This window comes from Flavobacterium sp. LMO8, assembly GCF_009495755.1.
Lineage (GTDB): Bacteria > Bacteroidota > Bacteroidia > Flavobacteriales > Flavobacteriaceae > Flavobacterium.
Genome location: NZ_WIBJ01000011.1, coordinates 1 through 22,192, shown reverse-complemented (window position 1 = coordinate 22,192; position 22,192 = coordinate 1). Strand labels below are relative to the sequence as shown.

The 22,192-nt window shown below is 32.3% G+C and carries 25 protein-coding genes; 17 read left to right on the top strand and 8 right to left on the bottom strand.

Going from position 1 to position 22,192, the window contains the following annotated elements; translation table 11 throughout:
• The first annotated feature begins 27 nt into the window (after window positions 1-27).
• The 5 genes from GFJ94_RS01845 (at window position 28) to GFJ94_RS01825 (ending at window position 3,789) form a co-directional block, all read left to right on the top strand.
• Window positions 28-681, top strand: a complete 654-nt coding sequence (locus GFJ94_RS01845; protein ID WP_153199824.1) for a PliI family lysozyme inhibitor of I-type lysozyme — start codon at window positions 28-30, stop codon at window positions 679-681.
• A gap of 228 nt (window positions 682-909) precedes the next feature.
• Window positions 910-1,452 (top strand): TetR/AcrR family transcriptional regulator, encoded by a 543-nt coding sequence (locus tag GFJ94_RS01840; RefSeq protein ID WP_153199822.1) that lies wholly within the window; start codon window positions 910-912, stop codon window positions 1,450-1,452.
• On the top strand, window positions 1,452-2,243 hold the full coding sequence (locus tag GFJ94_RS01835; protein ID WP_153199820.1) for a GNAT family N-acetyltransferase: 792 nt from the start codon (window positions 1,452-1,454) through the stop codon (window positions 2,241-2,243). The genes GFJ94_RS01840 and GFJ94_RS01835 overlap by 1 nt, the downstream gene beginning before the upstream one ends.
• Window positions 2,244-2,263: 20 nt before the next feature.
• Window positions 2,264-3,328, top strand: coding sequence for a ribosome small subunit-dependent GTPase A (gene rsgA, locus GFJ94_RS01830; RefSeq protein WP_153199818.1), 1,065 nt, complete (start codon window positions 2,264-2,266; stop codon window positions 3,326-3,328).
• Between the two features lie 245 nt (window positions 3,329-3,573).
• The gene (locus GFJ94_RS01825) at window positions 3,574-3,789 is read left to right on the top strand and encodes a hypothetical protein (protein WP_153199816.1); all 216 of its coding nucleotides are present in this window, start codon (window positions 3,574-3,576) and stop codon (window positions 3,787-3,789) included.
• 199 nt (window positions 3,790-3,988) lie between these two features.
• Here GFJ94_RS01825 and GFJ94_RS01820 read toward each other — a convergent pair whose 3' ends face one another.
• Together GFJ94_RS01820 and GFJ94_RS01815 are read right to left on the bottom strand one after the other, a co-directional pair.
• On the bottom strand, window positions 3,989-4,690 hold the full coding sequence (locus tag GFJ94_RS01820) for a T9SS type A sorting domain-containing protein (protein WP_153199814.1): 702 nt from the start codon (window positions 4,688-4,690) through the stop codon (window positions 3,989-3,991).
• A gap of 128 nt (window positions 4,691-4,818) precedes the next feature.
• Window positions 4,819-5,724 carry a hypothetical protein gene (locus GFJ94_RS01815; RefSeq protein ID WP_153199812.1) on the bottom strand — a complete coding sequence of 302 codons (906 nt, stop codon included), beginning with the start codon at window positions 5,722-5,724 and terminating at the stop codon, window positions 4,819-4,821.
• 380 nt (window positions 5,725-6,104) lie between these two features.
• On the opposite strand from GFJ94_RS01815, the gene GFJ94_RS01810 reads away from it, so the two are divergent.
• From GFJ94_RS01810 to GFJ94_RS01800, 3 genes are all read left to right on the top strand, one after another.
• Window positions 6,105-8,351 carry a fibronectin type III domain-containing protein gene (locus tag GFJ94_RS01810; RefSeq protein ID WP_153199810.1) on the top strand — a complete coding sequence of 749 codons (2,247 nt, stop codon included), beginning with the start codon at window positions 6,105-6,107 and terminating at the stop codon, window positions 8,349-8,351.
• Between the two features lie 400 nt (window positions 8,352-8,751).
• Window positions 8,752-9,525: an OmpA family protein gene (locus GFJ94_RS01805; protein ID WP_153199808.1), complete on the top strand. Its 774-nt coding sequence runs from the start codon at window positions 8,752-8,754 to the stop codon at window positions 9,523-9,525.
• 20 nt (window positions 9,526-9,545) lie between these two features.
• Window positions 9,546-9,962, top strand: a complete 417-nt coding sequence (locus tag GFJ94_RS01800) for a hypothetical protein (RefSeq protein WP_153199806.1) — start codon at window positions 9,546-9,548, stop codon at window positions 9,960-9,962.
• A gap of 486 nt (window positions 9,963-10,448) precedes the next feature.
• Here the strand turns inward: GFJ94_RS01800 and GFJ94_RS01795 are convergent, their stop codons facing one another.
• Genes GFJ94_RS01795 through GFJ94_RS01785 form a run of 3 tightly spaced genes read right to left on the bottom strand, consistent with a single transcriptional unit; the run spans window position 10,449 to window position 12,424 of the window.
• A complete protein-coding gene (locus GFJ94_RS01795) occupies window positions 10,449-11,915 on the bottom strand; it encodes an aminoacyl-histidine dipeptidase (RefSeq protein ID WP_153199804.1) in 1,467 nt (488 codons plus the stop codon).
• Window positions 11,916-11,921: 6 nt separating this feature from the next.
• A complete protein-coding gene (locus tag GFJ94_RS01790) occupies window positions 11,922-12,215 on the bottom strand; it encodes a type II toxin-antitoxin system RelE/ParE family toxin (RefSeq protein ID WP_153199802.1) in 294 nt (97 codons plus the stop codon).
• Window positions 12,215-12,424, bottom strand: a complete 210-nt coding sequence (locus tag GFJ94_RS01785; protein ID WP_153199800.1) for a hypothetical protein — start codon at window positions 12,422-12,424, stop codon at window positions 12,215-12,217. Before GFJ94_RS01785 ends, GFJ94_RS01790 begins: the two co-directional genes overlap by 1 nt.
• An 84-nt stretch (window positions 12,425-12,508) precedes the next feature.
• Between GFJ94_RS01785 and GFJ94_RS01780 the strand changes: the two genes are divergently transcribed.
• Window positions 12,509-13,585, top strand: a complete 1,077-nt coding sequence (locus tag GFJ94_RS01780) for a DUF3810 domain-containing protein (protein ID WP_162523773.1) — start codon at window positions 12,509-12,511, stop codon at window positions 13,583-13,585.
• 66 nt (window positions 13,586-13,651) lie between these two features.
• Here the strand turns inward: GFJ94_RS01780 and GFJ94_RS01775 are convergent, their stop codons facing one another.
• A complete protein-coding gene (locus GFJ94_RS01775) occupies window positions 13,652-14,956 on the bottom strand; it encodes an NAD(P)/FAD-dependent oxidoreductase (protein ID WP_153199798.1) in 1,305 nt (434 codons plus the stop codon).
• A gap of 299 nt (window positions 14,957-15,255) precedes the next feature.
• Here GFJ94_RS01775 and GFJ94_RS01770 point away from each other — a divergent pair, with 299 nt between their 5' ends.
• The 3 genes from GFJ94_RS01770 to GFJ94_RS01760 are packed head-to-tail and all read left to right on the top strand — an operon-like array spanning window position 15,256 to window position 17,249.
• Complete coding sequence (locus GFJ94_RS01770) at window positions 15,256-15,750, top strand: RNA polymerase sigma factor (RefSeq protein ID WP_008256960.1); 495 nt, start codon at window positions 15,256-15,258, stop codon at window positions 15,748-15,750.
• A gap of 3 nt (window positions 15,751-15,753) precedes the next feature.
• A complete protein-coding gene (locus GFJ94_RS01765) occupies window positions 15,754-16,395 on the top strand; it encodes a hypothetical protein (RefSeq protein WP_153199796.1) in 642 nt (213 codons plus the stop codon).
• A complete protein-coding gene (locus GFJ94_RS01760) occupies window positions 16,395-17,249 on the top strand; it encodes a TraB/GumN family protein (RefSeq protein WP_153199794.1) in 855 nt (284 codons plus the stop codon). Before GFJ94_RS01765 ends, GFJ94_RS01760 begins: the two co-directional genes overlap by 1 nt.
• A gap of 26 nt (window positions 17,250-17,275) precedes the next feature.
• Here GFJ94_RS01760 and GFJ94_RS01755 read toward each other — a convergent pair whose 3' ends face one another.
• Window positions 17,276-18,085: a 1-acyl-sn-glycerol-3-phosphate acyltransferase gene (locus GFJ94_RS01755; RefSeq protein WP_153199792.1), complete on the bottom strand. Its 810-nt coding sequence runs from the start codon at window positions 18,083-18,085 to the stop codon at window positions 17,276-17,278.
• Window positions 18,086-18,179: 94 nt separating this feature from the next.
• The gene (locus tag GFJ94_RS01750) at window positions 18,180-18,821 is read right to left on the bottom strand and encodes a CoA pyrophosphatase (RefSeq protein ID WP_153199790.1); all 642 of its coding nucleotides are present in this window, start codon (window positions 18,819-18,821) and stop codon (window positions 18,180-18,182) included.
• Window positions 18,822-18,889: 68 nt separating this feature from the next.
• On the opposite strand from GFJ94_RS01750, the gene GFJ94_RS01745 reads away from it, so the two are divergent.
• From GFJ94_RS01745 to GFJ94_RS01725, 5 genes are all read left to right on the top strand, one after another.
• Window positions 18,890-19,333, top strand: coding sequence for a DUF4268 domain-containing protein (locus GFJ94_RS01745; RefSeq protein WP_153199788.1), 444 nt, complete (start codon window positions 18,890-18,892; stop codon window positions 19,331-19,333).
• Between the two features lie 68 nt (window positions 19,334-19,401).
• On the top strand, window positions 19,402-19,878 hold the full coding sequence (gene msrB, locus GFJ94_RS01740) for a peptide-methionine (R)-S-oxide reductase MsrB (protein WP_203228637.1): 477 nt from the start codon (window positions 19,402-19,404) through the stop codon (window positions 19,876-19,878).
• A 4-nt stretch (window positions 19,879-19,882) separates the two neighbouring features.
• Entirely contained in the window at window positions 19,883-20,371 is a 489-nt protein-coding gene (locus GFJ94_RS01735; RefSeq protein ID WP_153199786.1) for a DinB family protein, read from the top strand.
• Window positions 20,359-21,033: an NRDE family protein gene (locus tag GFJ94_RS01730; protein ID WP_153199785.1), complete on the top strand. Its 675-nt coding sequence runs from the start codon at window positions 20,359-20,361 to the stop codon at window positions 21,031-21,033. The genes GFJ94_RS01735 and GFJ94_RS01730 overlap by 13 nt, the downstream gene beginning before the upstream one ends.
• 4 nt (window positions 21,034-21,037) lie before the next feature.
• Entirely contained in the window at window positions 21,038-22,078 is a 1,041-nt protein-coding gene (locus tag GFJ94_RS01725; protein WP_153199782.1) for a D-alanine--D-alanine ligase, read from the top strand.
• Window positions 22,079-22,192: the final 114 nt, after the last annotated feature.

The window sequence follows — 22,192 nt, the reverse complement described above, 5'->3', positions numbered from 1 at the left end:
GTTGGCAATAATTAAAAAACAATAAAAATGAAACACTTAAAAAAAGTCTTAATAACCCTAGTTGTAGCATCAACTATAATCGCCTGTAAGAACGAAAAGGAAAAACAGAATTCAGAACCAATCGAAAATAACGCTGATTTAAGCACGGAAAAGCCTATTGCTGAGGATCAAAAAATTGGATTTCAAAAAACCTTGAGCTTACAGAACATAACATTTGAAATAAAAGCGAGTGGAGAAGGATCTATTCAGCAGCTTTCCATTCAACCAGAAGGTTTGGAAATAGATAATCAAAAAATAACTCTTGAAATAGAAGGACAAGTTACCAATGCAGAAATTGAAGATTTAAATTCGGATGGATCTCCAGAAATCTTGATTTACATCGTTTCAGCAGGAAGTGGTAGTTATGGAAACGTCATTGGTTATTCCGTGAATAATAGAAAATCAATGAGTCAAATTTACTTCCCTGACTTATTTGATAACAAAGAAGCTAGCAGTGGCTATATGGGGCACGATGAATTTGCTATTATGGAGACCACTTTAGTAAGAAGATTTCCAGTTTACAATGAGGGTGATACAAATAACAATCCAACAGGAGGTTTACGTCAAATAGGATATAAATTAAAAGACGGTGAAGCATCCAGAGTTTTTGAAATAGGTAAAATATATGATTTTGATCAATAAAAACTATTGCCAACAAGGTATAAAAGCAATAGCGGTTTGGGAGTAATCTCAAACCGCTTTTTGCTTTTAATTAAGTATCTTGTTTTCGAAAAGGTAGTAGCTTTTAGACCGCTACTGCTCTTATACTAACCGTTGTACTTAATACCACAAACATTTAGCTAATTAATTATCGTCAATCTAAACTTATTACTATATTTGCAAACCGAACAGTCGGTTTTGATTTGAATTATGAGTGATAAAAAGGAAAAAGTACTAGAAACTGCAACTAAACTATTTGCGGAATTAGGTTTTGAAAAAACATCGATGGCACTAATTTGTAAAGAAGCAAAAGTATCAAAAGGATTAGTCTATCATCACTTTGAATCTAAAGAATCAATTCTCATAGAAATTTTCACATCAAGTACTCACAAAATTATTGAGTCAAATGTAATTGTAGATGAAACCATAGAACCTAAAGATGAATTAAAGCAGTTAATAAATAATGTATTCTATCAATTAGAAAATGATAAGTTGTTTTTTCAATTTAATCTAAATATTATGTTTCAACCTTCAACCAGAAGTTTATTAGAAGAACACATCAAAGAAAGAGCTGATATTTTATTCAAGTCGGTAAAAAGAATCTTTGATAAAATTTCTATAGAAAGAAGTGAAATTCAAGCATATACACTTCTAGCCGAGATTGATGGAATTACATTAAACTATTTGTCAGTTTTTGAAAAATATCCATTACTAAAAATGAAAAGTGAACTCATAAATAAATACACAAAATAATGAAATTTATAAAATCAGATATTACCGAAACAATTGATAGTTTAAGGTTTAAATTATATCAAAAATTAAAATCACCAATTGATGCAATGTGGGAAATACTTTATATTGGTTCTTCTCAACATTATCTCATCGAAAATGACAACAACATTTTAGGATATTGTTGTATAAATGAAGAAGCTTCTTTAACACAGATATTTCTTGAAGAAAATCATTGTTCAAAAATGGATAATGTAATTGAACAATTAATTAAGTTAGAACTGATTAAATCAGCAAGTTTGAGTTCAAATGAACCTATTGGATTTAATGCTTGTTTATTTCATTCAACATCAACAAAGGCGAACACCTTCTGTTTTGAACATTTGAATACAGCTATTGAAGTAAACTCAGAATTGCATATAGAATTAGTTTCTACTGAAGACGTTCCAGATATTAAAGCATTTTTGAAAGAACAAGTTGGAATGGATGATACCTTTGGTTATACAGAAAACCTTGTTTCAAGAAAAGAAATTTTTATGGTTAAGGAATCAGGTACTTTAATTGCTACTAGTGAATGTAGAATGAGTGATTCTCAAACTGACATAGCAGATTTAGGAATCATTGTAAACAAAGATTATCAAGGCAAAGGTATAGCTACACAAGTGATGCAAATGCAAGTTAACAGAATATTAAAAAGAGGAAGAAAACCAATTTGTTCAACTACATTAGAAAACATAGCTTCTCGAAAAGCCATTGAAAAATCAGGATTTTATTGCTCAAATATAATTTTTGATATCAGTTTCATAAATAATTAATATTAAACACTACAACTGAGATGAAACTTGAAGATTTAGGATATAATAAAGCATTAGCAAAATATCGAAAGGAAAAAAATATTGAATCCTTTGGTGTTGGTCGTGTCATATTAGAACATAAAGATAGATATATTGTAAAAACAGAACACAAAGAATTTAATGCAGAACTTATAGGGAATTTAAGGTTTACTGCAGAAAGTAAACACGATTTGCCAGCTGTAGGAGATTGGGTTGCAATTTCTGAATATGATGCTAACAAAGCGCTAATACATACTGTCTACTCTAGGCACTCAATTCTAGAAAGACAAGCTGTTGGTAAATCTACTCAAAATCAGATAATTGCTACAAACATTGATTATGGTTTAATTGTTCAATCCGTAAATAGAGATTTTAATATTAATCGTTTAGAAAGATATCTAACCATTTGTAACACTTCAAATGTAGAGCCAATAATTATTTTAAGCAAAATTGATTTAATAGATGAACAAACATTTAACGCGCTTCTTAAAGAAATAAAAGAGCGAATTAAAGATGTTTCTGTTATTGCGATTAGTAACCAAACTCAATTTGGAATAAATGAGCTTGAAAATAAAATGATTAAAGGAAAAACATATTGTTTATTAGGTTCTTCTGGTGTTGGTAAATCAACTCTAATTAACTCTCTAATTGGTGAGAATGTGATGAATACTGGAGAAATTAGTCAGAGTATAGACCGAGGAAAACACGTTACAACACATAGAGAATTAATTGTATTAAAAAATGGAATTTTAATTGATAATCCAGGAATGAGAGAAGTTGGAATAACTGATACTTCAAATGGACTTGAATCTACATTTGAAGATATTGTTACTTTAGCGCAAGCTTGCAAATTTAATAACTGTACTCATACGAATGAAAAAGGTTGTGAAATTCAAAGTGCAATAGAAAATGGAGAAATTGATTCTGATTCTTATGCCAATTTCCTCAAATTGGAAAAAGAAAGTGCTTTTTTCGGATCAAGTGTTGAGGAAAAGAAAAAGAAAGATAAAAATCTTGGGAAAATGATTCGCGATGTTCGAAAACAGCGAAATCGAAATAAGTACTAAGTACAACAATGTATAAAAAACATTGGGCAATTCTGCTAAATCCAAAGGTCTGTGAATATTAACAAAGTCCGCTAAATATAAAATTTAGCGTTTATAGAAGAAAAGATAAAAGCAAAATATTTATATTTAACTAAGTAATTAACCGAAATGAAGTGCATACTAATCGCCCAACGTTTCTTATACTAAACGTTGTGTGTAATACGCCAACCGAGAAAAAGTAAACGATAAACATTAAATAATAAACTATGGAAGAAAATCAAAATGACAAACCTGCTTTATTAAAAGCTATTGAGATAATTTTAGCAGAACCATCAGCAACTTCTGGATTAATCAGGTTAGCCACGCCAAAGAGGAGAAAGAACCCGCTAAATAAAAGCCCAACAATGATAAGTATCGCACCTAGAGTTACCGAAGTACGGATTTGTAGAAATGCCATAATTGAAAGATTTAATTTAGTCTAAAGATATTCTATTTCAATTCTTTAAGCAATTATTGTATAATACAATTATAGTTCAGTTACCCTAGTAATTGTAGGCGCTGTAATGTCAATGAAATCAAGATATTGAGAAGTAGGTGTTAGCCCCTTCCTATCTATCTAAAACACTTGTAAGTAATTGAATAAAGTTGAATTGGCTTTATAGTGGTTGTGAAAATTTAAAGTTATTCTTTTATAATTTTAAATGATTTTGAAAATTTAGAATCCTCATCGGTAACTTTTAACAAGTAAATAGCATTTGGTAAATACGACATTTCAATAGTTGAATCTTTAGTTTTCAAAATTCGTTGACCTGAAATACTAAATAGTTCAAATAACAGATTTTTATCTGTTGCTATTCTTAGCTCTGAAGTTATTGGATTTGGGTAAATTGCTATGGCACCAAATTCATTCTCGAAATCTTCAACAGGAAGTGTAGCTCCTGAAGAAGAAGCAGTTACTCTAGAAAAGCTCAGATTCGAACCAAAAGAAACTTCTATCCAATTGTCACTCGTATTGGAACTACTTGACGGATAATTTGTCCAAACACTACCTTCAAAAACCTCAAGAACTAAATTAGCCTCTGGTATTGAATTCAGTTCACCATCTTCATAATATAGTTTAATATCGCCTATATAATTGCTTAATTCAGTAGGCGTAACATTATAAACTCTGTTTATACTCGTATTTCCCGTATTAACTGGTGTATTGGTATAAGTTATTGTTTTATCACTAATTGTATAGTCAACCGCAGGACTTAATTCCAAACCTCCAATATCTAAAGAGGCTCCACTTTCAACCGTAATAGTACTAGTGCTAGAGACCGTTATTTCTTGCCCATAAACAATCGCAGAAAAAAGAAATAAAATAAGGAGTGTTTTTTTCATATTAATTTGGTTTAGTATTTGATAATCTTAGGATTTATAGAACCCAATACATAAGTATTGGGCTTGTTTATAGCTTAACTTAAGGCTTCCCAAACGCCTGACGTCCCAGCTGTTATGCAAACCATTAATTAATCAAGTTGCTTCCATACCCCACCTAGATAGCAATAAATATGGTTATCGGTACTATTTACATATAAATCACCATTTACAGGACTTGAAGGAGCAGCGCTCATAGGTTTTAAATTAAGTACATCACGAATATTTGCTTTTCCAGGAATAACGACATGATCAACTGTTCTACCCAACATAATTTGATTGTCTGCAGTAGTTATTGCACCATAGCCAATTGCAGTAGTATAATCAAGCTCTCCACCACCAGCATCACCAGTAACACCCGCCGTAAAACCAAGAGCGGTATTACCTTGACCTGTTGTAACGTTATAGCCTGCGCTACCTCCTATGGCAGTATTTTGTTCAGCAAGAGAGCCTGTACCGTCAGCGGTACCTATACTATATAATGCATCGTGGCCAAAAGCTACGTTTTCCTGGTCTCCATTATTAGGCCCAGCGCCACTATTATATCCATTACCAGCATCTAAGCCAATATATATGCTGGTACCAGCGGGATTCCCTTGAACATATTTTAAAGATGCTGGTCCATCTCTTGAATCTATTATTCTGGCAAAATCAAGGATATCGGTTCCATAAAACATTCCAAATCTATTATTATCTGAATCCCAAAACATTCTCCCGGCACCGTGAGCAGTAACCCCAACATAGGTGTTAAAACTTAACATAGGGAATTGTAGTGTTTTATCAGTTGAGTTTAAGTCTAGTATTACACCTGTTTTAGGAGTAGGACTCGCTACGTTTGAAATAATAACCTGGCTACCATCTGTAACGGTTAGAGCTTCTACACCGCCAGAAGTTTTTACTTCGAGTTTGCCGGTTGCACCAAGCGTATTGGTAATATTCTGTGCCTGTGTTGTAAAGGCTAGACCTGCCATAATAATTAGTGTAAAAAGTTTTTTCATAATACTTAATTTTTAATTGGTTTTATTATTTCACTATAAATGCCTATTAGAAAAAATAAAGGTAATAATAAATACTTAAATATTTTGTAATAATTATTGAAATTTTAGATGGTTTAATCAATATAAGTTATTTAAAACTACTTTTTAATATAAAAATGTTGGTCTCATGGCTAAATTAGCATGAGTCATTTAAACCAAAAAAATAAAATTTGTTTGACGACATACATCAACTTCAACATATTGCTGAAATTCTGGATAGCCATGATTTGGATGGTTGGAGTACTAAATGTTTTGGAACAGGCTTACCTGGCCCATTGTTATCTTTTGCGAAAAAAATAGGTTAAGAAAATTTTTATTTGTACTTTAAAAAAATATTAATTATGAAAATATTAATTATGAAAAAGAAATTACTCCTATTAGCATGTGTTCTTTGTATCCAATTAGGATATTCTCAAACAACATATACGGTCACATCAACTGATAAAGATGGACCTGGTTCAATTAATGAAGCTATTGATTTAGCCAACCTCAACCCTGGTGCCGACATCATTGAATTTACACCTGGATTACAAATAGACGCAACTCATCTTTTCTATATACCGGGGGGGCAAGCCGATTATATGCTTAACATTACGGAATCCGTTACAATAGACGGGAAAGGGGGTGCCTTAATTGGTTCGCAAAGATGGTTAAATGCTGATGGTGATTGGAATTCTCTAAACGATTGCCCTGGTAATGTCCCGAATGGAATTACTCGTGCGAGGATGCCGAATTTTATGCAGGTTGGGATTATTGATGTAGATAACGCGGCTATTACTGTAACCGTTAAAAATTTATCTATAGAACAATTTAATTCTATCGCTAAGGTAAGAAATAATGCCACTTTAGAATTTGAAAATTTTAATGCCGATAAAATATGGTCAACTCTTTTTTGTAATTCTAGAGGTCTGTTAAGTGCAGATGCTGGAGCCTCAATTTCTATTAAAAACTCACAATTTATTAATACCGTAAACTGGGGAGTTCCAGCTACTACTTCTGAAATTAGTAGTTCTAATGCAGGTGATTTAACGATAGAAAACACACTGTTTTATAATAATAATGGAGGAAACCAATTTGCCATCAGTTGGGATGGTGCAAGTGGCTCTGAAGTAAATATTGTAAGTTCTAGATTTATGCTATCCGGTGGTATATTTTTATCAGGAAGCATAAGTGTTAGTAATTTTGTGAACTCAATATGGGTAAATAAAGATACTGGAAATCCAGAGTCTGGTGACCGAATTATCAATAGCGCGAGTGGAGACATGAATATTACGGCATCCTCATTGATGTGGAATAATAATTACTGTGATGGTCTATGCCAGTCTCAGCTTTCAGAATCGCTCATTGAGCGTAGAGGAGCTGGTAAAATAAATTTTAAGGAGTCGGCTATCGGTTTAAATAATACAAGTGGCTTAGCTACGCTTCTGAATACACTAGGTAATACAGGTGCTGGTGCTGGATTTAGTGCCGATACAGAAACCTGGATACAACCAACTAATAATCAAGATGTGGCTGCACTAAGAGCCATTACATTTCAACCTGTTCTGCGTTCAAATGGAATTGCTTTCAATAGCCCTGTTGTTCCTTCTACTCTTTATTTTGATGCAGAAATGGTGACACCGGCCTTTCCAGGTGAGTTGATAGATATAATCCCTGCGGCATCTGTTTTAACAAATCCTATAAATAGTACTCCTATTACTTTGGATGTATTTGGTAATGCTAGAAATGATGCCAACGGTTTGCGCGATATTGGTGCTTTTCAGTTAGGTCTAGCTTCAGCGTTAAGTCTTGGAACAATTACAGATGGATCTGTAGGCTTAAGTTGGACTGAACCTCTTCATCATGCTGGGATTGCTATTCTTAATTATCGGATAGTATATAGTGAAGTAGGAGGTTTCGGTAATTTTGTAGATGTTCCTTCAACTAATTTGACTACAACAATTACTGGCCTGACCAATGGAGTTGAATATGAATTTTCGGTACAGGCAAATTATGGTGCTATAACCCCAGGGGACCTTGGGCCACCGAGTAATACTGTGTCGGCTACACCATTGGGTGCCATGACCGCTCCTGTAGTAACCGCTACACCGGGTAATACGGTGGTAGCCCTTTCTTGGAATGCATCAGATGTAGGTGGACGTACTTTTCAACAATACACAATTCTTTGGTATGAACAGGTTTCAGGGAATTTTGTAGGGTCGCATACTATTACTGATCGTAATGAGACCACTTATATGGTAACCGGACTTACAAACGGCACCATCTATGATTTTAAAATAACAACAAGAGCCTCAGAAGACACGAGCCCTACTGGTACTGCAAGTGCCACACCAGATACTGGGCTAGGGATTGATGATTTAGACTTATTAAATGGTAAGTTATCATATTATCCCAATCCAGTTAATGACTACCTTCATATCGATATAGAAGAAAACTTTACAGCTAAGTTGTTTTCAACTAATGGAACATTGTTAATGGATGCAATAAGTAAAAAAACTATTGATATTTCAAATTTTAGTAGTGGAATATATATATTACAAATTCAAGTAGAGAATAAAACATATTCTGGTAAGATTTTGAAAAAATAATTGAACGAACTTTAAATTTAATAATGTTAGTTTTCAATTTAACAAAACTGGCAACAACAATGTATAAAAGTAATAGCGGTTTAGGTTTTAATCTAAACCGCTTTTGCATTTAATTAAGTATCTTGTTAATTGAAAGTAGTTACTGTTTAATCCCCTACTACTTTTATACTAACCGTTGGCGGTAATTACAAACTACACGAAAATAGGTTGGCTTAAACTATTTAAGAAATGTTGCGAAACACGAAATAAAAAAGCAATTTTGAGAATTATATTCCTATAATTTTAATGCCAACTTATAGATGCTTTCCAAAAAAAAAGAATTTTAACTTGAATTAGGAGACCTCTTAATAGAGTTTTATGATATTTTTTGTATCTTTTGCGAAAATTAAAACTTTTATAGATGAAAAAAACATTAGCCTTTTTATTACTGCTGTTGTTTCTTATCCTCGCCTGGTTCAGCTGGAAGTGGTATAAGGAAACGGTAGTATGCTGTGCGGATGAACCAGCACCTGTAAGCATACAATATGGTCCGCTCATTTTTGATTGCGAAACCGGACAGGTCATTACCAATGACTTATGGACGGAAAAGAAACGCGAAATTTTGGCCGAGCGAAGCACCGGCAAAAAATTGTTACTGGTAGGTCCCTATTTTGGATCTGAGTCTGAACAGGCAGGAATTGACCGAGCAAATCGGGTAAAAGCACTTTTTACCGAACTACCATCAGTAGATATTTTTACCGATGCCCGCAATGGTGGAGATTGCGAATCCTCAAAAAGCAATATGCTTCATGGATTGAAATACAGATGGATTACAAGAAACGATGATGTTATTGAGCATCTTGATAAAACCATGATTTTCTACAATTATGGTTCGGACGAGGAAATAAGCAATGATAACATCCTCAGCTACTTTGCTGAGTTATCGGAGTTTTTAAAGTCCACTGGAGACCAGATTATGATTATTGGCCATACCAGCAGTGAAGGGGAAGTAGCTTATAACCAGGAGCTGGGTCTGAAAAGAGCTCAGGAATACAAAGAACACCTCATAAGTCTGGGGGTTGATGAGAAACAAATAAGTATACAGTCAAAGGGTGAGACTATGCCAGTTGCCTCAAATGATAATGTAGAAGGTAGAAAAAAGAATAGACGTGTAGAAATACATATTACTGAATAAAAAAATTAAACTTTATAATTATGAAATTATTACAAATAAATACAACTGCTTGCGATGGTTCTGATGTTTTCTGGACATGGCTTTTATGGCTTTTGGGAGTCTTTATTTTAGGTCTTCTGTTAGGGTGGCTCTTAAAACAATTGTTTGGAGGAAGTGCTGCCGCTGGTGCGGTGAATTCATCGAAACAAGATTTGACCAAAGTTGAAGGCATAGGGCCCAAAATTCAAGGATTGCTGCATAAGAAAGGTGTCTATAGCTACGCGCAACTTGCAAATTGTTCCCATGCTTTTCTCGAAGATATGATTAAAGAAGGAGGTCCAGCATTCACAACTCACAAAGGCATGACAAACACCTGGCCCGCTCAGGCTAAATTAGCCGATATGAGCGAGTGGGATGAATTGAATAAATGGCAAACGGTTTTAAAAGCAGGTATTTAATCACTATTATTAGTAATGCCAATTATTAGATAAAACCCTTAATATGAATTAAGGGTTTTTTTAATTTGTTGATTAAGTTCTATGCCTAATTCTTATAGAGCATAAATAATCGCTCAAAAAGGTTATTACAATCACCAAAAGTGCACTAACATTTTGATATTCAAAAATTAATTATTGTAATTGCTGTTGATGTATTTCAAATCATTTAGATGGCGGTTTTCATACTTAAACAATATATTAAAGATAAAATTGAGTAAGAAAAAACTACCGCCAACACCATGTATAATTCATTGCTAGTACTCGCCTACTTACGAAAATCCTCGCGGATTTTCTATTCGGTTTGTATTTGCTAAATTAGTTGCTGAAACACGCAACGAAATCATACACAAACAAGTTAAAAAAGCTGTTTATGGCTACTCGCCATTTCTAAAGTATAAACAAAAAAAATCCCGAGCTAACTCGGGATTTCATCTTTATACAATATTCTTATTTCTTCTCTGGAATATTCTCTAAAATTTCCAAAACAAACTTCCAAAATTTCTGAGACGATTTAATCGATGCTCTTTCATCAGGGCTGTGTGCTCCGTGAATCGTTGGTCCAAAAGAAATCATGTCCATGTTTGGATAATTCGTACCTAAAATACCACATTCTAATCCGGCATGACACGCCACTACTTTTGGTTTATCTCCGTTTTGTTTTTCGTAAATTGAAGTCAATACGTCTAAAATTTCCGAGTTTACGTTTGGTGTCCAACCTGGATAACTTCCTGCAAAATCAACTTCGCAACCAAACAATTCGTAAGCCGAACGTAAAGCATTCGCTAAATCCATTTTAGAACTTTCCACAGACGAACGCGTTAAATTCTGAATCGAAATTTGTCCGTCTTTTACAATTACTCTTGCAATATTATTTGAAGTTTCTACTAAGTCTTCCATATCAGCCGACATTCTGTAAACGCCGTTGTGTGCTGCATAAATCGCTCGTAACAAACCTTCTTGCACTCCTAAATTCATTACTTTCGGTGGAATGGTATCATTTTTAACAATCTCAATCGTTAAATTTGGTTCCATCGTTTTGAATTCGGTGTTGATATCGCCAATTACTTCTTGCATGTCAAAAACAAAGGCTTCGTCATACATTTCAGCAATAATAACTTTCGCTACACTTTCTCTTGGAATCGCGTTACGCAAACTTCCTCCTGAAATTTCGGCAATTTGCAATCCAAAATTCTCAAATCCGTCAAATAATAAACGGTTCATGATTTTGTTGGCATTTCCTAATCCTTTATGAATATCCATTCCTGAGTGTCCACCTTGTAAACCTTTCACAGTAATCGTGTAACCCACAGAACCTTCTGGCGTTTCTTCTTCGTTGTAACCTCTTGTAGCAGTTACGTCAATTCCACCCGCACAACCGATATCGATTTCATCGTCTTCTTCAGTATCTAAATTCAATAAAATTTCACCTTGTAACACACCACCTTTTAAGTTCAAAGCGCCTGTCATTCCAGTTTCTTCATCAATCGTAAACAAAGCCTCAATTGCAGGATGTTTAATATCAGTAGCTTCTAAAATCGCCATAATCATCGCAACTCCTAACCCATTGTCAGCACCAAGTGTAGTTCCTTTTGCACGAACCCAATCACCATCGACATACATATCGATTCCTTGCGTGTCGAAATCGAAGTTGGTGTCGTTATTTTTTTGGTGTACCATATCCAAATGTCCTTGTAAGACAATTGGTTTGCGGTTTTCCATTCCTGGCGTTGCTGGTTTGCGAATGATTACGTTTCTGATTTCGTCTTCAAACGTTTCTAATCCTAAACTGGTTCCGAAGTTCTTCATGAATTCAATCACACGATCTTCTTTTTTAGACGGACGTGGCACCGCATTCAAATCGGCAAATTTGTTCCAAAGTGGCTTTGGTTCCAGATTTCTAATTTCTTGGCTCATTGTTTTTTATTTTGGGTATTTAGTCGTATTCTGTGATGTATTAAAAACAGATAAAATAAAAACTGTTTTCTCATTTTCATCTATAAAGTATAGAATAATGTAGGGAAAAATTTTAACTGGTAATCCGTGATAATCTTTATATCGAATTTGAAAAAATGGGTTTATTGCAATCGATTCAATATATTCATCAATAATTTGAAAAAAATAGCTACCTAAATCTTCTCTTTTTGACTCATAAAATTCTACAGCTTCTTGAATATCAGCAATAGCTCGAGGTTCAACTACGATTCTATAACTCATTATTTTGTTTTCAAACGAATTTGCTTTTTTGCTTCTTCCCAAGGAACAAAATTTTCCTTTTTTGAAGACGCTCTTCTTTCATCTAAAACAACTTTCATCTCTTCAGAAACGGAGATATCATTAACTACAGTTTCGTAATTAAATTTTTCAATCAATTTCATAAAGAAAGTCAATTCGTTATCCGGAATATTTAAAGTTATTTTTGTCATTATTCCTAATTTAAACAACAAATTTACAAAAAAAGAAATGCGCTATTCTATATTATTAGTTAATTTTATGGCAAATATAAATTCGTGAAAAAAAAATTCATCCTTCCCCTATTTTTATTAATCCAAATCATCGTGGTAAAAACGATTGGTTTATTTCCTGATTTTGTAGAAAATTGGTATAGCAACGGTTTTTATCCAAAATTGGCTTTCTTGTCTAGAAAAGCATTAGGTTGGTTACCATTTTCGCTTGGTGATGTGATTTATTTTATCCTGATTATACTTTTATTCCGATGGATTTGGAAGCACCGAATTGGCTTTTTCAAAGAATGGAAAAATAACGGATTGACGGTTTTGAGTTGGGTTTCTGTGTTTTACTTTTTCTTTCACATCCTTTGGGGAATGAATTATTATCGCATTCCGTTGCATGAAAAATTACAGATAGAAAAAGAATATTCGGCTGAACAATTAAAAACGTTTGCAGAAAAAATGTTATTGAAAACCAATGCATTACAATTGCAAATCACTAAAAATGATTCTGTTACAGTTGTGATTCCGTATTCGGATGAAGAAATTTATAATTTGGCTTTAAAAGGGTATGATAACATCCCAACCGATTTAGAAGAATTCCGTTACGAAGTAAAAAGTATCAAATCATCTTTATTTAGTTATCCGTTGAGTTATATGGGATTTGGTGGCTATTTGAATCCGTTTACCAATGAAGCGCAAGTGAATCATTTGAAACCTAAATACACTTCACCTTTAACCACTTGCCACGAAATGGCACATCAAACAGGAATTGGAAGTGAAAGTGAATGCAATTTCATCGGATTTGTAACCGCTGCTAAAAATGAGGATTTGTATTTCCAATATTCGGCATACAGTTTTGCATTGCGTTATGCGTTAAATAATTTAGAAGGTTTAGAAGAAGGAAGTTCGAAGCCTTTTGTGGAAAAAATCAACAAAGGCGTTTTGAAAAATTATCATGAAAATGAAATCTTTTGGAACCAATACCAAACGCCAATCAATACCTTTTTCGAATATTTCTACGACAATTTCCTAAAAGCCAACCAACAAAAAGATGGTATGGAAGGCTATAGTAAGTTTGTAGGATTAGCGATTGGGTATGGAGGAGTTGGCAGTCGCAGTTATCAGTCGCAGTAAAATAATGGTAAAAATTCAATCATTTCATATTAAGCGAATACTATAACTGAGACTGAGACTGAACACTTACAACTCATCACTCGTAAAACTCACTTGATTTCTCTTTTTATACGGACGCATAATCAAACGCGCTTCTCGGTCAAAACGGATGTAATTGTACACCCAATTTAAGAAAACGACTGCTTTATTTTTGAATCCAATTAGCGAAAACAAATGCACAAACATCCACACAAACCAAGCAAAAACACCGCTGAATTTGAATTTTGGTAAATCGACAACCGCTTTATTTCTTCCTATAGTTGCCATCGAACCTTTGTCTTTGTAAACAAATGGTTTCAATTCTTTTTTATCTAATAATCGAACTAAATTTTCGGCTAACAATGTTCCTTGTTGCATTGCAGGTTGTGCCATCATAGGATGTCCTTGCGGATATTCTTTTGAAGTCATCACAGCAATATCGCCAATCGCAAAAAGATTATCATACCCTTCTACTTGATTGTATTGATTGACTTTAATTCTGTCTACATTTTTGATAAAACTATCCGCTTTTAAGCCATGAGGCAAAGCGCCTTGCACACCAGCTGTCCAAATAACCGTTGCGGAATCGAATGATAAATCTGAATTGGTTGTGACGGTTTTTCCATCATAACCAGTTACACGAACGTTTTTCCAAACACTAACTCCTAAATTCAACAGAAACTTTTCTGCTTTTTCAGAAGCATTTTCGCTCATCGTATTCAGAATTCTATCACCACTTTGAACGAGATTGATTTCCATTTTTCGAACATCTAAATCGGGATAATCTTTAGGTAAAATCGCTTTTTTCATTTCGGCTAAAGCTCCAGCAAGCTCTACTCCTGTTGGTCCACCGCCTACTAAAACAAAATTCATCAAACTATGACGTTCGTCGATATCGTTTGTTAATAAGGCTTGTTCAAAATTCTCCAAAATTAAACTACGAATATTCAACGATTGCGGAATGGTTTTCATTGCCATACTGTTGCGCTCAATTTCCTTATTTCCAAAATAATTGGTTTTGGAACCCGTTGCAATGACGAGATAATCATACTTTAATTCACCAATATCTGCAATTACTTTGTTGTTACTTGCATCAATTTCTCGCACTTCGGCCAATCTAAAATAAACATCTTTATATTCTTGAACAACTTTTCTAATTGGATAAGCAATTGAATCGGGTTCTAAACCACCAGTTGCTACTTGATACATTAAAGGTTGGAAATTATGATAATTGTGTTTGTCTAATAAAACAACTTGTACATTTTTATTACGAAGTTTTTTTGCTAATGAAATTCCGGCAAAACCACCACCTATAATTACTATTCTTGGAAAACTACTACGAGGTATGTTCATTGTTACTTTTCTAGTCTTTCAAAGGTAAGAAATTTCAAGGTCAAGAACAAAAATCAAATACAAAAATCAAATACAAGTTCAAGTACAATTACAATTACAAGTACAATTACAAGTGCAATTACAAGTGCAAAATTGTATCATTTTAAAATTATTTTTTGAATATGCTTTAAACTTGAATTTTGAGTTTACTCTTGACATTGATTTTTGAATTTGCTCTTGACATTGATTTTTGAACTTGCCTTTGAACCCGATTTTTACTAAACTTGTAACAAATTATCAAAAACGACTACTTATTGATTATGAAATCAGAATCGGAAGCACTTTTTGTTCAACAACTCAAAGAAAATCAGAATATAATCCACAAAATTTGTCGATTGTATACTACTGATTCAGATGCGCATAACGATTTGTTTCAGGAAATTACGATTCAATTATGGAAAGCTTTTCCAAACTTCAGAGGGGATTCTAAATTTTCAACTTGGGCTTATCGAGTAGGACTTAATACTGCCATTACTTTATATCGAAAAAAGAAACGAAGCATTGATACCATTGAGTTTGATAGTACTTTTCATAAAGTAACACAAGACGATTATAACTTTGAAGAAGAAGAAAAATTAAAGCTATTGTATAACGCCATTAGCGAATTGAATGATATTGAAAAAGCCTTAGTTTTCTTGTATTTAGAAGATAAAGATTATACAGAAATTTCTGAAACATTAGGAATTAGTGAAGTGAATGCACGGGTAAAAATGAATCGTGTAAAAGGAAAATTAAAAAAAATATTAAATCCGTAACTCATGGATGAATTAGATATATTAAAAAAAGACTGGAAAAAACAAGAAAGTTCGTTCCAACAAATAGGCGAAAAAGAAATTTACGGTATGCTACACAAAGGCTCTTCGTCTATCGTGAAGTGGGTTTTGATTATTAGTATCCTAGAATTACTTCTTTGGTTGAGTTTTGCTTTTTTTACCGCAGATGACCAATATTTAGAGAAACTTAAATTATATCATCTAGATACGTTAATGCCTATTATGACTGTAATAAGCTATGGGGTGATTTTGTTTTTTATATTTTTATTTTTCAAAAATTACAAAACAATCAATGCTACAGATAATGTAAAGCAGCTGATGCAAAACATTTTAAAAACCCGAAAAACAGTAAAATATTATGTTTGGTATAATTTAGCCATGACAGCACTTTCATTTATTTTGGTTTTCATTTTTCAGTTTATGTATGATCCTAACATAACCAAAATGGTTGAAAAAATGTCGCAAAATGTAAATATTAATATTTTTTACTGCATTATGCTTGTTATTTACGCCGTAATTATTGCCCTTTTTGTAGGATTGATTTGGTTGTTTTACCGCCTATTATATGGCATTTTAATGAAACGACTTCAAAAAAATTACAACGAACTTAAAAAAATTGATTACTAATGAAAAAGCTATTCATTTCTCTTTTGACCTTACTTACAGGTTTGTCATTTTCTCAAGAATTAGAAAAAAGTTTACTTTGGAAAATATCGGGTAATGGGTTAAAACAAGATTCTTTCTTGTATGGAACAATTCATATTACTTGCGATGCTTCTTTAGACAAGAACACTTTAAATGCTTTAGAAAAAACAGAACAATTGTGTTTAGAACTCGATATGGATGATAAATCGATGCAAATGCAAATGATGAAGCATATGATGATGAAAGATGGTGTTAAATTATCTGCTTTATTAAATGAAGAAGATTTTAAAGTGGTTGATGCCTTTTTGAAAAAAAACTTAAATATGTCTGCAAAGATGTTTGATGGCTTTAAACCTTTCATAGTAACGACAATGCTTTATCCTAAAATGCTTGATTGTCCATTTCAATCGGTTGAAAGTGAATTAATGAAAATAAGTGCCGAACAAAAAGAAGAAGTTTTTGGATTAGAATCAGTAGAAGATCAAATGAAAGTTTTTGATAATATTTCCTATGAAATACAAGCTGCCGAATTAGTAAAAATGGCTAAAAGTGATTTACAAAAAGATAAAGACGAATTGAGCAAAATGATGAAAATCTATCAAAGCAAAGATATTGAAGGAATGCTTAAAATGATGGATGATTCTGACAATAAAATAACGTCAGACAACCAAGATGTTCTGTTAACCAATAGAAACAAAAATTGGATTTCAAAAATGTCTGAAATAATGATGCAAAAACCAACATTCTTTGGCGTAGGTGCTGCGCATTTAGCTGGAGAAGAAGGCGTAATAAAACTATTACGAAAAAAAGGATATAAAGTAGAAGCCGTTCAATAAAAAAAGAGGCATTGCCTCTTTTTTTATTAGTATTTCCACATTCTTTCTCTGTCTAATTTTGCTTCTTCTTCTAAAACTTCGGCAGGAATAACTTTTAATAAAGAAGGATGTTGCTCAATTGCAAATTCAATCATTTCTACCACTTCATCTACCGTTGCTGTTTCGTAATCAATTTTTAAAGGTTCTTTAATTACCATAGATTGTAAAATACCTTTCTTCTTAATCATCAATCCTTTTCGGTCAAAAGAACGACGGAAACCATCAATTACAATTGGAACTACAATAGGTTTATGTTGTAAAATAATATGTGCTGTTCCTTTTCTTACAGGTTTAAAAGAACGCGTTGTTCCTTGCGGGAAAGTAATTACCCAACCATCTTCTAAAGCAATCTTAATATTTTCTGTATCGTTTGGATTAACTTCTTTTTTTTCTGTCACATCTTTTCCTTTAGCTCTCCATGTACGCTCTACAGTAATTGCTCCTGCATAGGCTAAGATTCTAGGCAACAAACCTTCTTGCATGGTTTCTTTTGCTGCAACATAATACATGTTTAGTTTAGGATTCCACAAATAAAATACATTTTTAATGTTATTCTCTCTTCCTTTTAGACTTGCATTAAACACATGAAACATGGCTACAACATCAGCAAAATAAGTTTGATGATTCGATATAAATAACACATTAGTATCTGGCAAACTTCTAATAATTTCAGATCCTTCGATTTGCAATTGATTAAAATTTCGATAACGTCTGTGTGTTAAAAAACCTGCTATTCGTATTAGCCAAGTCTTTAAAAACAATATATGTCCAAAAGGATTTCTCTTAAATAATCCCATAATTATGATCTTTTTTATCAAAACAAGAAAGCAAAAGTAGTAAAATAGTGCATTTTAAAAAGAAAAAAGAGTAAAAACATAATTAAAAATAAATCTAAAGTAAAGCGCTTTTAATAGTTTCCTTTAATTCGCTCATCATCATGGCAGTTGCTCCCCATACAATATATTTATCCACCATAAACGCAGGAACCTCTATATCAACAGCATATGAAGTTGACATTCTTGTTTTAGTAATACTTTTTTCGTCTAAAAAGTCGGCAACAGGAAATTCTAACACTCTTTTAACTTCTTCTAAATCAGGAATAAAAATTAATTCTTCATGAGAAATCCCCATAAAAGGTGCTACAAGAAAATTACTTGGAGGAATGTAAATTTCGCTAAAAGTCTTAATAATTTGAACTTTATCAGGATGCACACCTACTTCTTCATGTGTTTCCCTTAGAGCCGTTTGCTTTAAATCAATATCATATTCTTCAACTTTTCCTCCAGGAAAACCAATTTGAGAAGAATGAACCCCAGGATAAGTATTCCTGACAATTAAAGCTAAATGTGCAATACTATTTTTAGGATAAAAAAGCATTAAAACAGCAGCTTTTCTTGGATTATTATTTATATAATTTTCCTCTTGTAAATAAGAAATTCGTTCTAAAGGAGCCATTTTTGCATGCGCATCTGTAGAAAGCAGTTTTTCTTTTTCTATCTTTGGAATATATTTAATAAAATCTGTAAAAAGCATTTTAATTAATTTAATCAAACTTAAAGGTAATTAAAATTTTACAAGAAACTCACATTCATCAAAATTATATGTTTAGTAAAGAAGAAGCACTTCAAATAAAAAAAGATTTTTGGATCGCATTTGCAGAAGAATATCCAAAGAAATGGTTGTTGTACAACACTAAAATTAAAGATGTTACTTTTAAATTTTATGTAGATAATAAAAAAGCACAAGTTTTATTAGATATAGAACCAAAAGATGAAGAAAAACGTAAGATATATTATGAAAAAGTGGAATCGTTAAAAAACATTTTATTAGAAGATTATGTAGAAGATGCAATTTTTGAGCGCAATTTTTATTTAGAAAACGGAAAAATTATTAGTCGTGTTTGGGTAGAAATTACTGGAATAAGTATCAACAATAAAAACACTTGGAATACAATTTTTGATTTTTTTAATGAAAAAATGAGTGCTTTTGAGTTGTTTTTCTATGAAAACGAAGACTACATCAAGGATTTAGAAATCAATACTTAATTCAATATTTTGTTAATTAGTTAACACTTTATCTGAATTCTTACATTTAAATTTGAAAAAAGTTAACTATGAAAAATTTATTTTTATTACTTTTAGTAATTACACTTCAGTCGTGCCAATCACAAAACAAAGAAACTAAACCTATGAATTCAAATTCAAAAAAAACAGATGCTGAATGGAAAGCAGAACTAACTCCTGAGCAATATGAAGTTTTAAGAAAAAAAGGTACAGAAAGAGCCTTTACTGGTGAATATTATGACCATTTTGAAAAAGGAAAATACGTTTGTGCCGGTTGCGGAAATGATTTATTTACCTCTGACACAAAATTTGATTCGCACTGTGGCTGGCCATCATTTGACAAAGCTATTAAAGGTTCTGTTGTTTATGTTCAAGATTTGAGCTATGGAATGGTAAGAACTGAGGTTTTATGTGCTAAATGTGACGGCCATTTAGGTCATATTTTTGATGATGGTCCGAAAGAAACTACAGGTCAGCGTTTTTGTATGAATTCTGTTTCTATAAAATTTGTTCCAGAAACAAAGTAAGAACATGTTAGTAGAAAACATAAAAAATAACCTCTGCGAAAACATCGAATTACTTCGTCAACTTACAAATGACGAATATTCACATAAAAATACTGAATTAAGCAATGCTACGATTGGCGAACACATGCGTCATATTATTGAGTTGTTTGAATGTTTGCTAGATAATTATGACTTTGGATTCGTTAATTACGATAATAGAAAACGTGATTTAATCCTTCAGACCGATGTAAATGAGGCGCTTTCAAAAATTGAAAAAATTCTAGTAGAAATAGACAAGCCAAATAAATCGCTTTCATTAGTTCATAATTGTTACAGCACTTCTGAAACATTATCCACTAATTATTTTAGAGAATTGGTTTATAATTTAGAACACAGTATTCATCATCAGGCTTTAATAAAAGTTGTAGTACTTCGTTTACCGCATATTAAAGTTGCAAGTTCCTTTGGAATAGCACCATCAACACTTGAATATCGAAGACAATGTGCACAGTAACTTATATTCCAACAAAAAACGGATGTATTATTACTTCTAACAGAGATGAGAAAATTGCACGAGAAAAAGCAATTTATCCTCAAGAATACGAAATTGAAGGCGAAAAAATAATTTTTCCTAAAGACCCAAAAGCTGGCGGAACATGGATGGCGCATACTAATAGTAAAATTATTGTTCTACTTAATGGTGCAAAAGAAAAGCATATTTCTAAGAGTAATTATAAAAAAAGTAGAGGTTTAATTGTAATTGAATTAATGACTTCAAAAAATACTTTAAACCATTGGCAAACAATAGATTTAAAAGATATTGAACCTTTCACAATTGTATTATTTGAAAACAATAAACTAATACAATTACAATGGGACGAAATAGAAAAAAGCAAAGAATTAATCAATGAAAATGAATTTCATATTTGGTCTTCTTCTACGCTATATTCTAAAGAAATTAGAGCACAAAGAAAAAATTGGTTTGATGATTTTTTAAAATCAACAAGTAGCCCAAAAGCTAATGAAATTCTAAATTTTCATCAATTTACAGAGTCGGAAAATAAAGAATTTGGATTGCAAATTAATAGAAATAACCAACTAAAAACAGTTAGTATTACGCAATGTTTGGTTACAAATTCAAAAATAGAAATGACTCATCTGGATTTATTCAATTAAAAGAATGACAAAATTTAATCTTTTCCTTCATAAACTAATCAATTGGGAATATTGGCCTTATCAAGTAGTCTATTTTCCGGTGTATTTTCAATATTTATTTTATGCGGCTAAAACGCGCTCTTTTTTTTATTTTAATGCCTCAAATCCAACTATTAAAAATGGTGGCTTTTTTATGGAATCAAAAAAAGAAATTTATGATTTAATTCCACCCGCTTTTTACCCAAAAACGATTTTAGTAAATTCTGATGAAAATTTTGAAACTATTGTTCAAAAAATTAATTCTGAAAACATCCAATTCCCTTTAATTACAAAACCAGATATAGGTTTGAGAGGAACAGCCGTAAAAAAAATTCATAACACAGAAGAACTCGAAGCCTATTTTCAAAAAGCAAAATTTAATATTTTAATTCAAGACTTAATTCCGTACGAAAATGAAATTGGTCTGTTTTATGTAAAATTACCTAATCAACCTGGAAAAATAACCGGAATCGTATCTAAAGAATTTATGATTGTAACTGGAAATGGAAAAAATACAATTCGCGAATTATTACATCAAGATAAACGGTATTTATTGCAATTAGAAACGTTAGAAGAAGAATACAAAGAAAAATTAAACACGATTTTAAAAGACAAGGAAAGTATTAATTTAGTTCCTTACGGAAATCATTGCAGAGGAACAAAATTTATTGATGCTAGTCATGAAATTACAGCAGAAATGACGGCTAATTTTAATACCATTTGTAACCAAATTGAAGGTTTTTATTTTGGAAGAATGGATATTATGTTTTCTAATTTTGCCGACTTAGAAAAAGGGATAAACTTTCAAATTGTAGAAATTAACGGAGCTATTAGCGAGCCAACCCATATGTACGACCCTAAACACAGTCTGTTTTTTGGTTGGAAAGAACTTACACGTCATTTTCATTACATGTATCTTATTAGTAAAGAAAACAGAAAAAATGGAGCTAAATTCCTAACCTTCAAAGATGGCGTTTCTGAATTTAAAAAGCATCATAAACATTACGATACTATTTTAGAATTTTAGGGCGTTCCTCTTTGCTTCGTACCTCGCAATGACAGGTAGGGCTATGCACACTCAACTTTACTTAAAATTTTGTGAAATTTTAAGTAAGAGCTCAAACAAATGCTCCTATCTCTA

What these genes read in the sequence shown, in the direction of transcription:
- GFJ94_RS01845 (WP_153199824.1), top strand. Translation starts at nt 28, where the DNA reads ATGAAACACTTAAAAAAAGTCTTAATAACCCTAGTTGTAGCATCAACT.
- GFJ94_RS01840 (WP_153199822.1), top strand. Translation starts at nt 910, where the DNA reads ATGAGTGATAAAAAGGAAAAAGTACTAGAAACTGCAACTAAACTATTT.
- GFJ94_RS01835 (WP_153199820.1), top strand. Translation starts at nt 1,452, where the DNA reads ATGAAATTTATAAAATCAGATATTACCGAAACAATTGATAGTTTAAGG.
- rsgA (WP_153199818.1), top strand. Translation starts at nt 2,264, where the DNA reads ATGAAACTTGAAGATTTAGGATATAATAAAGCATTAGCAAAATATCGA.
- GFJ94_RS01825 (WP_153199816.1), top strand. Translation starts at nt 3,574, where the DNA reads ATGGAAGAAAATCAAAATGACAAACCTGCTTTATTAAAAGCTATTGAG.
- GFJ94_RS01820 (WP_153199814.1), bottom strand. Translation starts at nt 4,690, where the DNA reads ATGAAAAAAACACTCCTTATTTTATTTCTTTTTTCTGCGATTGTTTAT.
- GFJ94_RS01815 (WP_153199812.1), bottom strand. Translation starts at nt 5,724, where the DNA reads ATGAAAAAACTTTTTACACTAATTATTATGGCAGGTCTAGCCTTTACA.
- GFJ94_RS01810 (WP_153199810.1), top strand. Translation starts at nt 6,105, where the DNA reads ATGAAAATATTAATTATGAAAAAGAAATTACTCCTATTAGCATGTGTT.
- GFJ94_RS01805 (WP_153199808.1), top strand. Translation starts at nt 8,752, where the DNA reads ATGAAAAAAACATTAGCCTTTTTATTACTGCTGTTGTTTCTTATCCTC.
- GFJ94_RS01800 (WP_153199806.1), top strand. Translation starts at nt 9,546, where the DNA reads ATGAAATTATTACAAATAAATACAACTGCTTGCGATGGTTCTGATGTT.
- GFJ94_RS01795 (WP_153199804.1), bottom strand. Translation starts at nt 11,915, where the DNA reads ATGAGCCAAGAAATTAGAAATCTGGAACCAAAGCCACTTTGGAACAAA.
- GFJ94_RS01790 (WP_153199802.1), bottom strand. Translation starts at nt 12,215, where the DNA reads ATGAGTTATAGAATCGTAGTTGAACCTCGAGCTATTGCTGATATTCAA.
- GFJ94_RS01785 (WP_153199800.1), bottom strand. Translation starts at nt 12,424, where the DNA reads ATGACAAAAATAACTTTAAATATTCCGGATAACGAATTGACTTTCTTT.
- GFJ94_RS01775 (WP_153199798.1), bottom strand. Translation starts at nt 14,956, where the DNA reads ATGAACATACCTCGTAGTAGTTTTCCAAGAATAGTAATTATAGGTGGT.
- GFJ94_RS01770 (WP_008256960.1), top strand. Translation starts at nt 15,256, where the DNA reads ATGAAATCAGAATCGGAAGCACTTTTTGTTCAACAACTCAAAGAAAAT.
- GFJ94_RS01765 (WP_153199796.1), top strand. Translation starts at nt 15,754, where the DNA reads ATGGATGAATTAGATATATTAAAAAAAGACTGGAAAAAACAAGAAAGT.
- GFJ94_RS01760 (WP_153199794.1), top strand. Translation starts at nt 16,395, where the DNA reads ATGAAAAAGCTATTCATTTCTCTTTTGACCTTACTTACAGGTTTGTCA.
- GFJ94_RS01755 (WP_153199792.1), bottom strand. Translation starts at nt 18,085, where the DNA reads ATGGGATTATTTAAGAGAAATCCTTTTGGACATATATTGTTTTTAAAG.
- GFJ94_RS01750 (WP_153199790.1), bottom strand. Translation starts at nt 18,821, where the DNA reads ATGCTTTTTACAGATTTTATTAAATATATTCCAAAGATAGAAAAAGAA.
- GFJ94_RS01745 (WP_153199788.1), top strand. Translation starts at nt 18,890, where the DNA reads ATGTTTAGTAAAGAAGAAGCACTTCAAATAAAAAAAGATTTTTGGATC.
- msrB (WP_203228637.1), top strand. Translation starts at nt 19,402, where the DNA reads ATGAAAAATTTATTTTTATTACTTTTAGTAATTACACTTCAGTCGTGC.
- GFJ94_RS01735 (WP_153199786.1), top strand. Translation starts at nt 19,883, where the DNA reads ATGTTAGTAGAAAACATAAAAAATAACCTCTGCGAAAACATCGAATTA.
- GFJ94_RS01730 (WP_153199785.1), top strand. Translation starts at nt 20,359, where the DNA reads ATGTGCACAGTAACTTATATTCCAACAAAAAACGGATGTATTATTACT.
- GFJ94_RS01725 (WP_153199782.1), top strand. Translation starts at nt 21,038, where the DNA reads ATGACAAAATTTAATCTTTTCCTTCATAAACTAATCAATTGGGAATAT.